Raw genomic sequence first — 13,136 nt, 5'->3', positions numbered from 1 at the left:
GTGTTACAATAGCAGGAGAGGTGATAGGTCGAATATGTTTTTGAAACGGATCGAGTTAGCAGGATTTAAATCATTTGCCGACAAGACAGAGATGGAATTTGTCCGGGGAATTACAGCCGTTGTTGGTCCGAATGGCAGCGGCAAGAGCAACATTTCGGATGGGATCCGCTGGGTACTTGGTGAACAAAGCGCCAAATCGCTTCGCGGTGGCAAGATGGAAGACATTATTTTTGCCGGAAGCGACGCGCGTAAAGCGGTCAATTTCGGTGAGGTTTCCCTTACGCTGGACAATGAGGATCATGTACTGCCGCTGGATTTTAATGAGGTGACCGTAACAAGACGGGTACACCGCAGCGGTGACAGTGAGTATTTCATCAACAGGCAGTCTTGTCGGCTGAAGGATATAACGGAGCTGTTCATGGATACCGGGATTGGTAAAGAAGCCTATTCTATCATTGGACAAGGGCGCATTGAGGAAATTCTGAGCACACGATCAGAAGATCGCCGGGGAATTTTTGAGGAAGCATCCGGGATCGTTAAATATAAATCGCGTAAAAAAGAGTCTGTGCGCAAGCTGGATGAAACGGAACAAAATTTGCTCCGTATTCACGATCTGGTTACAGAGCTTGAAGATCAGATCGGGCCGCTTAAAGAGCAGTCTGAGAAGGCGCTTCGTTATAAGGAACTCCGCGAGGAGCTGAAACACAAGGAAATTTCGCTGTATGTATATCAAATTGAGCAGATACATACCTCATGGAGTGAAGCCAATGCGAAGCTGGAGCAGCTGAAGGAAGAGCAGCTTGCCCTGTCTACTGTGGTGTCCGCCCATGATGCCAAGCTGGAGAGCGACAGATCGGCTCTTCGCCGGCTGGAAGAGGAAGTGGAAGAGCTGCAGAGCCAGCTGCTTCAATTCAGCGAGCTGTTTGAGAAGAGCGAGGGCTACGGTGAGGTGCTTAAGGAGCGCCGCCGCAACCTGGAACGGACACGCGAGCAGCTGGAGGAGAGTCTGCACTCCGGCGATCATCGATTAGGTGAGCGCGTGGGCGAGCTGGCTAGAATGAAGAACAAGCTGCAGGAGCTGCAGCAGGAGTTAACTCATGTGCGGGATCAGCTGTCAGCGGAAGAAGCGAAGCTGGTTGGCGTAACCGGTGGAATCAGCCAGCAACAGGAAGAGAGCTTGAAAGGGAACCTGCTGGAGCTGATGAACCAAATGGCTCAAGCGCGGAATGAAATCCGCTATGCGGACCAGCAGCAAGAAGCGCTGGATCGCCGGATGAACCGGGCACAAGAGGAGTCCGGCAAATGGGAAGCGCTGAAAGAAGATTTACTGAAGCGCAAAGAGAGCATTGATCGCAGCATCGAACGTTTCGGCAAAGAGATCGCGGATCTCCGCAGCGGTTATATCAGTGAGAGCGAGCGGTATCAATCCCTGCAGAAGCTGCAGGAGGAGACGCAGGGAGCGCTTCGGAAATGGGAGCAGAAGCGGGAAGCGCAAATTTCGCGCCGTGATACCATGAAGGAGCTTCAGGACGACTTCGACGGATTTATGCTGGGTGTTAAGGAAGTATTGAAGGCTTCTCGCAAATCCGTGCTTCAAGGTGTTCACGGCGCAGTAGCAGAGCTTATTCGCGTACCGGAAAAGCTGGAGCTTGCGATGGAGACAGCTCTCGGGGCATCTGTTCAGCATATCGTCATGGAGAACGAGTCCGTATCCAGGCAGGCGATTGCCTTCTTGAAGCAGCGTCAGTTAGGACGGGCGACATTTCTTCCTTTGGACGTCATTCGTCCGCGGAATGTATCCACGTCGGATCGAACGCTGGCAGAAGGGGAAGCCGGATTTGTGGGCTTCGGCTCCGAGCTGGTTCAATACGATTCAAGATACAGCAACATTGTCGGAAGTCTTCTTGGCAATGTTGTCATTGCGGAGACTTTGGAGCAGGCGAACAAGATTGCAGCCAGATTCTCCTATCGCTTCCGCGTGGTCACCCTCGAAGGGGACGTGGTTAATGCCGGCGGTTCCATGACAGGCGGCAGTCAGCATAAGAAAACGAACAGTCTGCTGGGCCGTAAGCGTCAGCTGGAACAGCTGGATCAGGAAATTTCGGAAACCGAGAAGCAGCTGGAGAAGCTCCAGCAGGGCATTGAAAGCGTCCGGAATCAAATGGTTGAATCTCAGGATAAACTGGACGAGCTTCGAAGAGCCGGGGACGACAAGCGTGTCGAGGAACAGCAGGCAGCTGGAGACCGTAAGCAGCTCGATCATGAGCTGCGCCACGTCCTTGAGCAAGCAGAGCTAGCCGGTGAGGAGAAGAGCAGCCACGAGAAGGAAGCAAAAGAAATTCAGGAAAACCGTGTTCGGGCACAGAAGTTATTGTCTGAGCTTGAAGACGAGGAGAAGTCGACACATCTAGCGATCCAGGCTGCTGAATTTGCCCGTAAAGCAAACGAATCGGCGAAGGAAGAACTTCAGAGTCAACTGACGAATCTTAAGGTTCGCGAAGGTAAACTGGATCAGGAAACCTTCTCGCTGGAGGAGCAGCTCAAACGCCTTCAATCGGATGTGGACAACCATGAGAAGGAACAGAAGCAGAACCGCACGATGCTGGCCTCCGTTCAAGCAGACCTCAATCAGAACCAAAGCGAGAGCGTGAAGCAGATCGAGGATCTGAATCAGTACAAGCTGAAGAAGGAAGAAGCTACGCAGCAGCTGGAATTCAAACGGGCAGCGCGCAGCGCATTAAGCCGGAAACTGGAGCTCGAAGAGAGTGAAACGAAGGAGCAGCGGACTCAGCTGCGGGCTGTGGACGATCAGCTTCGCCAGACCGAAATTGGAGTAAACCGGCTCGATGTTGAGCTTGAGAATATATTGAAAAAATTAAGCGAGGACTATGAGCTGAGTTACGAGCTTGCCAAGCAGCGGTATCCGATTCCCGAAGACATTCCGGCAGCGCAGAATGAAGTTCGTGATCTGAAACGGTCTATAACTTCTCTTGGTGATGTGAATCTGGGGGCCATTGAAGAGTACCAGCGCGTCAATGAGAGGTATCTGTTTTTGAGCGAGCAGAAGGCGGATTTGGTCGAAGCGAAAACTACGCTGTATCAGGTGATTAAAGAAATGGACGATGAAATGTCCAAGCGCTTCAAGCTGACGTTTGATGCGATCCGGCGCGAGTTCGGTACGGTGTTTACGAAGCTGTTCGGAGGCGGACGGGCTGATCTGGTCCTGATTGATCCGGATCGATTGCTTGAGACGGGGATTGATATCGTTGCCCAGCCTCCCGGCAAGAAGCTGCAAAACCTGCAGCTGCTGTCCGGGGGAGAGCGTGCATTAACCGCTATGGCGCTGCTGTTCGCCATTTTACAGGTGAAGCCGGTTCCGTTCTGTGTGCTTGATGAAGTCGAAGCGGCGCTTGATGAAGCGAACGTGGTACGCTTTGCCCAGTATTTGCGGGAGTTCTCCGAGCAAACACAGTTTATTGTGGTCACACACCGCAAGGGAACGATGGAAGAGGCGGATGTACTGTACGGCGTCACGATGGAAGAGGGCGGCGTGTCGAAGCTGGTGTCGGTTAGACTTGAGGATGAGGAAGCGGAGATCGCCTAATTTAACATAAACCATCACATGGAGGGAACGTATGAGCTTTTTTAAGAAGTTAAAAGAGAGCATTTCCAGCAAGACAGAAAACGTAACGAAACAGTTCAGGGACGGACTGGAGAAAACCCGGAAGGGCTTTATCGAGAAAGTGTCGGACCTGGTCATTCGCCGCAAAAAGATCGATGAGGAGTTCTACGAGGAATTGGAAGAGATTCTGATTGGCGCTGATGTTGGCGTCAATACGGTCATGGACCTGATGGATGATCTTCGTGCCGAAGTGAAAAAACGGCGGATCGAGGATGCTGCCGATTTGCAGCCGGTATTGTCCGAGAAACTGATGGGTCTCCTTCGTGATGACAGCAGCAATGAACTGCGCGAGAATCCGGATGGAATTACGGTCATTCTCTTTGTTGGCGTAAACGGAGTTGGTAAGACAACTACAATTGGTAAGCTTGCGCACCGTTACAAGCAGGAGGGCAAAAAAGTTATGCTTGCAGCGGGCGATACGTTCCGCGCAGGTGCTATTGAACAGCTCGAAGTATGGGGCGAACGGGTTGGTGTGGAGGTCATTAAGCAGCAGCCTGGCTCTGATCCGGCAGCGGTCATGTTCGACGCGGTTCAAGCAGCCAAACAGCGGCAGGCAGATATTCTGATCTGTGATACCGCGGGGCGTCTTCAGAACAAAACGAATCTGATGGAAGAGCTGAATAAGATATTCCGTGTCATTCAACGCGAAATCCCAAGTGCGCCGCATGAGGTATTGATGGTACTCGATGCTACAACAGGTCAGAATGCGCTAAGTCAGGCCAAACTGTTCGGTGAGAAGAGCGGCGTGACCGGGCTTGTATTAACCAAGCTGGATGGTACGGCTAAAGGCGGAATTGTCATTGCGATTCGTCAAGAGTTGAATTTGCCAGTGAAGCTGGTAGGGCTTGGAGAGAAGATGGGGGATCTCCAGACTTTTGATTCGGAGCAATTTGTCCATGCCTTGTTTGCCGGATTGATTAAGGAAGAAGAGAATGAAGCAGAACAAGAAGATTAGACGCTTCTGAAGTTAAATCAAATACAAAAGGACCGAAAGTTGTACTTTCGGTCCTTTTTCATGTTCGATTCGAGTGATAACCGGATGTGATTAAGAAGAGACGATTCGAACGAATTCAATCGCACGAAGCGGGATGATAGCTGTATCGGTTGGCGGGCCATAGATGATGGGCGGGATTTTTAAAGAGATGGTCCCTTCTCCCACTTCGGTCAGGGTGCCAATGATCACATCTCCCGACACCGTTACTTCGGTTTCGGATCCGATAAATCCTTGCAGCCAATCCACGTAGCGCATATCGAAATTCCCTCCTTGCTGTAATGAAAGTTTGAAACGGAAGATCAGCAGCCATTGAGGGGATTTATTGAACGGAAGTAATATTCGCGAACGGAATCAGCACCAGATCTCCGGAAGCTTCACGGAGCTGTACCCCGTCCTCGGCAGTTGCAAGAACAACGCCTTCCAAGGTGACAAAGGTGGTGCTGACCCGTACTTGCTGCCCTGTGCGGACTTCGAAATAGTGAATCAGTTCCGGAATGATGGTTAAGCCCGTGAGCACCTGACTCTCCAGTGACTCTACGCGTTCGGTCAATTGTCCGGTCTGCTGGCTTAGAAACTCAACCTGCCGTGTTAACATCTTTACTCGTGCAGCAAGTCGTCTGCAGAACAGGAAGCAACACATAGTCATTCTCCTTTCTGTATTACCATCGGGTGTGCCCTTCAATATGATTCTTTAAATCCTGAAGCGAGGCCGTGCTTTCGTTCTCTGCTGCCCGGATCATAGGCATAACTTGCTGCACATGACCAGGACCGTACTTAAGGAAGGTTTCGGCTTTATCGATCAGGGCCTCAAGCGGTTGACGATAGTCGGTAAAATACTGACCTAGACCAAAGGAGCTTAGGAGGCTATGCACTTTGCTCATGGTGCTGAGCGCCAGTACAGGCTTACCCCCACGCAAGGCGGCCAGCGACGGATGAAGTTTGAAGGAGATTAAATAGTCAACGGATTGAATGAAACGGTAAGTCAGCTCAATGTCCATAAGAAACGGCAGTGTTTCAACGGAAGCTGCAGGCGTGCATTCCTTGATGTTTCGCTGCAGTTGTAAACAGGTGTTGTAGTCCGAGTACGCATTCCCCGGATGATGAATGACCGGTATAAGCACGACATGGTAGTCTTTTGCCGTAAGATGTCCCAGAAGTTTTGTCATATTGTCCATAGGGAATGATTCATAGGCGAATACAACAACCCCAATGGTTGGACGTCTGGAAAATCGCTGTACCGGGATGTCGGGCTGACGATAGCCGAACACCATGTCAGGAGCCGTCTCCACGTTAGGATGAAATCGCGCCCGCTTGGCTATAGCCGAGGAACGTTCATCCCGGAAGACGGCCCGGTTCGCTTTGGAAATCATGTCGCGATACGCGGCTACCTGTTCTTCGGGCCAAGTGTGTTCGGGGTAGGCATCAACGATACCTACGCCATACACCCATGTGGGCTGTCCATTTAATTGTGGCGGGAAGTAATAACGGTTGAACGAGTAGGGTGTGATTAAATCGCCTCCTCCGATAATGAAAGCATCCGTTCGGCGCGGATCCAAGCGGGAGTTCCAAGGGTAGACGTGATGTTCGTGGAATACTTGCCTAAGGGTGTGAAGAAACAAGTCATCTCCGAAGTTTCCCATGCCATAGTATCCGGAAGCGCCAATATGCATTACGTTCACCTCCTTTGCGAATGCGTTCTAGATCTTGTCTGACTGCTGATTCCAGCTTTTGAACAGATTACGATTACGTTGGCTGATACTGGTGCCGTCGATGACACGATGATAGAGGACAGCCGTGACATGAGCTAGAGAGCTGTGTTTCAGGAGACGGGAGGTAACGTCCATATCTTCGAAGATACGTCCGAGGCGATCCTCACGATTCCACCAGCCGCCGATGGCGATCAGAGAAGATTTGCGATACATTCTGGGCACGATCGGGTGACTGCGGTCATTCGATGGATTGGGCAACGGAGCGGATGATTCTGAATGAAGCCTGCCGGAGACCACATCCCTTCTCCACAGCGGACCGAACTGCCTGGTTCGTTCCCAGCAGCCATACCATCCCGTGGCGATACCGCCATCCGGATTCAGGTCAAGCGCTTCGGTCAGGAGTGCTACTGCGTTCGGTGCCAGCCAGTCATCCCCATCCAGTTCCAGAATGTAACGCCCCCTTGCTTCAAAGAGCAGCCGGTTCATCATCATGGCTTTCCCGCGGTTACGCGCTTGCGAAAGAACACGTATTCTGCTGTCTTGATAAGCGCATGCTTCCTCAAGACTCTCGTCCCCAGAGCCGTCATCCCCAATCAGCAGCTCCCAGTTTTCGTTGGTTTGTGCCAGCACAGAACGGATGCTCCAGCCCAGAGTGTCTTTCATATTATGAATGCTCATCAATATGGAAACTGCAGGTTGAGCAGGGACCACAGGAGATAAGTCCCCTTTGTCTCCAGTATGTTTCTCTTGCATCTGTGTGGATGCAAGTATCGGGAGAATATACGGCAGTTCCTTTTGAAACGAATCGTTCTGTGATGCATCCAGATGCAGAACAAGTCTTGAGTCCGTTGGCAGCAGATCATAAGGCAGAAATCGGGCAGCGGGGAGCCTGGCGTTCCAATGGGTGAGCCTTGCGAGCAGCCAGGTTTTTTTCCAATAGAGAGGAAGACCATGAACACATATACAGACTACAGCGTCCGGGATATGTGCAGGCATAGGGAAGGAAATGAGTGTTCTTCTCATGGGAAAAGACCTGCTGAGGCTCCAGAGAACCCATTCTCTGTCCGCATGTGTGACTTCCTGAAGGATACGATCGCGGTACGCTGACGTATTGGTCAATCCATAGCCGAATGCTTGCGTGCGAAGTAAGTTGTACGGGATCAATTCGATGTCAAGCCTTTATCATGGAGGACTTGCCGGATGATCTGATCGGCTTTCAGTCCGCGCTCAATCCAGCGGTTCTCTCGGGCGTACGCAATCCGGGCCAGCTTATGCTCTGCAGTGTCAGGGTGATGAAGCATGGAGGCCAGCTTAACAAGGAAATCGTCATGGGTTGTCGCAGTGGTTACATGCGGCTCCATGGCGATGCATTCCGGCAAGGCTGTTGATAGCACCCGGACACCCGATGCCAAGTATTCATAGGCTTTAACGGGATTGGTTGCGAGCGTAATCGGATGGTATTGGAATGGAATCAACGCAACGTCGATATGAGTGAGGTAACGCTTGAGCTCGTGGTGCGGCTTTTCCCCGAGTATAAGCACGTTAGGCAGCTTCGAATAGTCGCCTGAGCTGCCGTAAGGAGCTCCAATGGATACAAACTGGACGTTCGGAAATTGAATGGCGGCTTTAGCGAACAGTTCATGATCTACCCAATAGGCCCAAGCACCGATATAAGCAACAACAGGACCCGGAGGCAGATCAGCGGGTCTATCACTGGATGGAATATGAAAAAACGAAGCATCAGCGCCATTCGGAATCAAGGTCAGTGGTTTGTCGGGGTATGCCAGTGACAATCGGGTGCGAATGACCTCTGCCGTACATACGACATGATCCGCCTCGTCAATCATTTTGGGTTCGTATTTAGCCCAATGCGGGAATTCATCACAGCAGTCGTAGATTGTAATATCAGGGTCAAAGAGCGTGGAAATGCGCGTCCGGAGCTTGGACCAGGTCGTCCAGACGGCAACGGGATGCTCCTTTCGCAATGCAGGCAGCTTTTTGTGCAGAAATGCCTTGGTATCCGTAAACAGATACACATTCGGTTCAATCTCTTTAAACTCCTTATCCAGCGGTGCCAGGTTTTCGAAGAAAACCTGATGACCAAGCGAGCCCAATTGTGTCATTAGCTGCTGAGGTCTCTGTTTCATGTACGACCAGTTCATTGTTCTGGGATAAATGATGACAGCCAAGAGGTTTCCTCCTTTCTTTGTTCTCGCAATAATATATGCAATGCTAGCTTTATAGAATTGGACGAATGAGCCGAGTGATTGAAAAATGGATGGTTTTTCTCAAGCGTGCGTATGACCAGAACGAATCTATCAAATTTCCATATAATGCTTAAGATGTGTCATCCCAGATATATCTTTTCATATAAAAGCGAGGGGGAGTGTGAAGATTCGTGGATACAAAAAAATGTTCTTGTTATCTTCGGAACGCGTCCAGAAGCGATCAAAATGGCACCGTTGGTCAAGGAATTGGAACGTACTCCGGGATTGACCCCAATCGTCTGTGTCACCGCCCAGCATCGGGAAATGCTGGATCAGGTTCTCCAATTTTTTGAGATCGAGGCTCAGATGGATTTAAATATGATGAAGGAAGGACAGTCGCTGTACAGCCTGAGTGCCGACCTGTTAAAAGGGATGGAAAATGTATTCCAGTCGACAAGGTACGATCTGGTCCTGGTTCACGGGGATACAACAACGGCATTCATAGGCGCCTTGGCGGCCTATTATGCGAAAGTGCCGGTTGGGCATGTGGAGGCGGGATTGCGGACCTATGACAAATACGCGCCATTTCCGGAGGAGATGAACCGGGAATGGATTGGCCGAATAGCCGATATGCATTTCGCTCCTACAGCGCTGTCAGCTTCCAATCTCAGAGCCGAGCATCGTACGGATCATGTGTATGTAACGGGGAATACGGGGATCGATGCCATGAAATGGACGCTGCAGGCTCCCTTTAAGCACCCTATACAGAGCAAGTTACGGGAAAATGCCCGCTTAATTCTCATGACGATGCATCGCCGGGAGAATTGGGGTGAACCTATGAAGGGCGTGCTTGAGGCTGTAAAGCGAACCGTCCAGAACCACCCGGATGTCGAAGTGGTGTATCCGGTTCATCCGAACCCCGTTCTGCAGCAGGCGGTAGCGCAAGCTCTGGAGGGACATGAGCGAATTCATCTGACAGGACCGCTGGGTGTTGTTGATCTTCACCATATCATGCAGCGCGCATATCTCGTCTTGACGGATTCCGGGGGTATTCAGGAGGAAGCGCCGTCGCTGGGGAAACCGGTTCTGGTATTGAGAGACAAGACAGAGCGTCCTGAAGGGGTTACAGCGGGCACCTTAAAGTGTGTTGGCACGAATTGCGATGAGGTAGTGGCAGGAATAGAGAAGCTGTTAACGGATGAGGAGACCTACCGCAACATGGCAAGAGCCAGCAATCCCTTTGGTGATGGCACTGCCTCGCGTCAAATCGTCAACGCCATTTTGCAATTTTTCCGTTCAAAAGGGCGTTGATCTGGATGCTTGCTGGATTTTGTATGCTGGCAGGGCTTATAATGAAGTATAAGATTTCAAGCGAAAGGATACCTGTTATGGCCAATACTTACACTTATCCACGCCGAGAAGAGATAGCGAATGCAATAACACATGGCATAGGAGCGGCGCTAAGTGTTGCTGCGCTGGTGCTCTTGATTGTATTTTCAAGTTTGAAGGGCACTGCATGGCATATTGTCAGCTTTACGATCTACGGCTCGACGATGCTGCTGCTGTATTTGAGTTCAACGCTGGTTCACGGCTTGAGGGACGGTAAAGCCAAGGATTTCTTTGAGTTTATGGATCATTCCTCCATTTACTTGTTTATCGCAGGAACGTACACTCCCTTCCTGCTGGTGGCTATTCGTGGAACGCTTGGATGGAGCCTCTTCGGAATCGTCTGGGGAGTTGCACTGTTCGGCGTCATCTTCAAAGCCTTCTTCGTGAAGAAGTTTCTGTTTCTCTCCACGATATTCTACATTGCGATGGGCTGGCTGATCGTTATTGCCTGGAACCCTTTAACCGCCGTTGTGGCACCGCAGGGTATGAATTTGCTCGCTCTTGGCGGCGTGCTGTACACCCTAGGCACCATCTTTTACGTATGGCGGGGCTTCCCGTACCATCATGCGATCTGGCATTTGTTTGTACTTGCGGGATCGATTCTTCACTTTTTTGCGATACTGATCTACCTTCTTCCTGTCGGGTAAACAGGGTAGGAAAAAGGCTTGCTGCACATGAAGAAGGATGACAAGGGAAATTGCTTGACATCCTTCTTTGTTTTATGTATGATAAGGTTCGTTAAGCGAACTGTAAAGTGTTTTTCCTTGACGAGGGGGGTGCCCTTAAATGAGTCAGGAGAATCGGCTCGAGAAGACGAACCGGATCAATCTGCTGTTCGATTTTTATGAGCAGCTGCTGACAGAGAAGCAGCAGACCTTTTTGAAATATTATTTCCATGACGATTTTTCCTTGGGAGAAATCGCTGGTGAATTTGAGATTAGTCGTCAGGCCGTCTATGAACATATTAAGCGTGCAGAGCAGGTGCTTGAGTCTTACGAAGAGAAGCTTGGGCTGCTGAGCAAGCATGAAACGCGTGTCCGTGAGCTGGATAAGTTTCGGAAATGGGTGGAGATTAGCGACCTGGATGAACATGATAAGAATGTAATGACCGATATGGTTGAACGATTAAAGGTATGGGATTAAGTATGAACGGAGGTGGCGGATATGGCTTTTGAAGGATTGACCAGCAGACTACAGAATGTGTTCAGCAAGCTTCGTGGTAAAGGCAAGGTGTCCGAAGAAGATGTAACAGCCGCCATGCGTGAAGTAAGACTCGCGCTTCTTGAAGCCGACGTTAACTTCAAAGTGGTTAAGGATTTTGTATCCAAAGTGAAAGAGAAGGCCATCGGCAAGGAAGTGATGGACAGCTTTACGCCCGGCATGGTGATCATCGACATCGTTAATAAAGAAATGACGGAGCTGATGGGTGGCAGCCAGGCCAAACTGGTTAAGAGCAATAAACCGCCTACGGTCATTATGATGGCCGGTCTGCAAGGTGCAGGTAAGACGACGACATCCGGTAAGCTGGCCAAGCTGCTGCAGAAGCAGAACAGCCGACCGCTGCTCGTAGCCGGTGACATTTATCGTCCGGCAGCGATCAAACAGCTTGAGGTCCTTGGAGAACAGATTAATGTGCCTGTATTCTCTCTTGGAGACAAGACAAGCCCGGTTGAGATTGCGAAGCAAGGCTTGCAGCATGCCAAGGATAACGGTCACGATTATGTTATTATCGATACTGCGGGCCGTTTGCATGTCGATGAAGAACTGATGGAAGAACTGAAGCAAATCCACAGTGTTGTAAATCCCGATGAAGTGCTGCTTGTTGTTGATGCGATGACAGGTCAGGATGCGGTGAATGTTGCGGAAAGCTTCAATCAGCAATTGACGCTTACAGGCGTTGTATTGACCAAGCTGGACGGTGATACCCGAGGCGGTGCTGCCCTTTCGGTCAAAGCTGTTACCGGATGCCCGATTAAGTTCGCGGCGCTGGGTGAGAAGATTGATGCCCTGGAGCCGTTCCATCCGGAACGGATGGCATCCCGGATTCTCGGTATGGGCGATATGCTGTCCCTAATTGAGAAAGCCCAATCGAATATTGATGCAGACAAAGCCAAGGAAATGGAACGTAAAATGCGTAATGCTGAATTTACGTTTGAGGATTTCCTGGAACAGATGGACCAAGTGAAGAAGCTCGGTCCGTTGGATCAGCTGATGGATATGATTCCCGGCATGGGCAAGATGAAGCAGACCAAGGATCTCAAAGTTGACGAGAAGCAGATGGGACGCATTGAGGCCATTGTCCACTCCATGACTACAGCGGAGAAGCAGCAGCCTGATATTATCAATCACAACCGCCGCAAACGGATTGCGGCCGGCAGCGGAACCTCGCTGGCTGAAGTGAACCGGCTGATCAAGCAGTTTGATGAAATGCGCCGCGTCATGAAACAATTCTCGGATATGATGGGTCCCAAAGGCGGTAAAAATAAAGCAATGAAACAGTTAAAAGGCTTGACTGGTGGAAAAGGCATGAAGTTCCCATTCCGTTAAGTTTGGACATAAAGCATGGACATTTTTTGAAGGAGGTGAATTTTCAAAATGGCAGTACGTATTCGTCTGAAACGCATGGGTGCTCACAAGGCTCCTTTCTACCGCGTGGTGGTTTCTGATTCCCGTTCCCCACGTGACGGCCGCTTTATCGAGGAAATCGGTTATTACAATCCGGTTGCTCAACCGGCTGAAGTTAAGATCGATGAAGAGAAAGCACTGAACTGGCTTCAAAATGGTGCGCAAGCATCTGATACTGTTCGCAACTTGCTGAGCAAAGCGGGCGTAATGAAGAAGTTTCATGAGCTGAAGCATCAGAAATAAGACTGATCGCGAGGGTTATCTATGGAAGAATTAGTTCGCGTTATTGCTAAGGCTTTAGTGGATCATCCAGAAGATGTGACTGTGAAGACCGTTGAGAAGGAGCACTTGATTGTATATGAGCTGTACGTGCATCCTGACGATGTCGGGAAGGTCATAGGCAAACAGGGGCGTATCGCCAAATCATTGCGTACAGTCGTAACATCGGCGGCAGTTAAAATGGATAAACGGGTGACCGTTGATATCATTTCTTAAAATATACGAAAGGGGGTTAGGATGCATGTCCTAGC

The 13,136-nt window shown here is 50.3% G+C and carries 13 protein-coding genes; 8 read left to right on the top strand and 5 right to left on the bottom strand.

What is annotated here, in order from left to right; all coding sequences use genetic code 11:
- Positions 1-34 precede the first annotated feature (34 nt).
- Together smc and ftsY are read left to right on the top strand one after the other, a co-directional pair.
- On the top strand, positions 35-3,604 hold the full coding sequence (gene smc / locus PVOR_RS20505; RefSeq protein ID WP_006211372.1) for a chromosome segregation protein SMC: 3,570 nt from the start codon (positions 35-37) through the stop codon (positions 3,602-3,604).
- A gap of 31 nt (positions 3,605-3,635) precedes the next feature.
- The gene (gene ftsY / locus PVOR_RS20500) at positions 3,636-4,637 is read left to right on the top strand and encodes a signal recognition particle-docking protein FtsY (protein WP_006211371.1); all 1,002 of its coding nucleotides are present in this window, start codon (positions 3,636-3,638) and stop codon (positions 4,635-4,637) included.
- Between the two features lie 90 nt (positions 4,638-4,727).
- Here the strand turns inward: ftsY and PVOR_RS20495 are convergent, their stop codons facing one another.
- From PVOR_RS20495 to PVOR_RS20475, 5 genes are all read right to left on the bottom strand, one after another.
- Entirely contained in the window at positions 4,728-4,931 is a 204-nt protein-coding gene (locus PVOR_RS20495; protein ID WP_006211370.1) for a hypothetical protein, read from the bottom strand.
- Between the two features lie 64 nt (positions 4,932-4,995).
- Positions 4,996-5,271, bottom strand: coding sequence for a hypothetical protein (locus PVOR_RS20490; protein WP_228030025.1), 276 nt, complete (start codon positions 5,269-5,271; stop codon positions 4,996-4,998).
- A 64-nt stretch (positions 5,272-5,335) separates the two neighbouring features.
- Positions 5,336-6,346, bottom strand: a complete 1,011-nt coding sequence (locus PVOR_RS20485; protein ID WP_006211368.1) for a polysaccharide pyruvyl transferase family protein — start codon at positions 6,344-6,346, stop codon at positions 5,336-5,338.
- A 27-nt stretch (positions 6,347-6,373) separates the two neighbouring features.
- Positions 6,374-7,408, bottom strand: a complete 1,035-nt coding sequence (locus PVOR_RS20480; RefSeq protein WP_006211367.1) for a glycosyltransferase family 2 protein — start codon at positions 7,406-7,408, stop codon at positions 6,374-6,376.
- 137 nt (positions 7,409-7,545) lie between these two features.
- Complete coding sequence (locus PVOR_RS20475; RefSeq protein WP_006211366.1) at positions 7,546-8,574, bottom strand: hypothetical protein; 1,029 nt, start codon at positions 8,572-8,574, stop codon at positions 7,546-7,548.
- Positions 8,575-8,787: 213 nt separating this feature from the next.
- Between PVOR_RS20475 and wecB the strand changes: the two genes are divergently transcribed.
- The 6 genes from wecB to PVOR_RS20445 all read left to right on the top strand — a co-directional run bounded on the left by wecB (position 8,788) and on the right by PVOR_RS20445 (position 13,101).
- The gene (gene wecB, locus PVOR_RS20470) at positions 8,788-9,903 is read left to right on the top strand and encodes a non-hydrolyzing UDP-N-acetylglucosamine 2-epimerase (protein WP_040680800.1); all 1,116 of its coding nucleotides are present in this window, start codon (positions 8,788-8,790) and stop codon (positions 9,901-9,903) included.
- A 77-nt stretch (positions 9,904-9,980) separates the two neighbouring features.
- Complete coding sequence (trhA, locus tag PVOR_RS20465; RefSeq protein ID WP_036642034.1) at positions 9,981-10,628, top strand: PAQR family membrane homeostasis protein TrhA; 648 nt, start codon at positions 9,981-9,983, stop codon at positions 10,626-10,628.
- A gap of 139 nt (positions 10,629-10,767) precedes the next feature.
- Positions 10,768-11,124, top strand: a complete 357-nt coding sequence (locus tag PVOR_RS20460; RefSeq protein ID WP_006211363.1) for a putative DNA-binding protein — start codon at positions 10,768-10,770, stop codon at positions 11,122-11,124.
- Between the two features lie 21 nt (positions 11,125-11,145).
- Positions 11,146-12,528, top strand: a complete 1,383-nt coding sequence (gene ffh, locus PVOR_RS20455; protein ID WP_006211362.1) for a signal recognition particle protein — start codon at positions 11,146-11,148, stop codon at positions 12,526-12,528.
- A gap of 48 nt (positions 12,529-12,576) precedes the next feature.
- Positions 12,577-12,849 carry a 30S ribosomal protein S16 gene (gene rpsP, locus PVOR_RS20450; protein WP_006211361.1) on the top strand — a complete coding sequence of 91 codons (273 nt, stop codon included), beginning with the start codon at positions 12,577-12,579 and terminating at the stop codon, positions 12,847-12,849.
- 21 nt (positions 12,850-12,870) lie between these two features.
- On the top strand, positions 12,871-13,101 hold the full coding sequence (locus PVOR_RS20445) for a KH domain-containing protein (RefSeq protein ID WP_006211360.1): 231 nt from the start codon (positions 12,871-12,873) through the stop codon (positions 13,099-13,101).
- Positions 13,102-13,136 lie beyond the last annotated feature (35 nt).

The sequence above is a fragment of the Paenibacillus vortex V453 genome, assembly GCF_000193415.1.
GTDB lineage: Bacteria > Bacillota > Bacilli > Paenibacillales > Paenibacillaceae > Paenibacillus_AQ > Paenibacillus_AQ glucanolyticus.
This window is presented reverse-complemented; position numbering and strand designations above follow the sequence as displayed.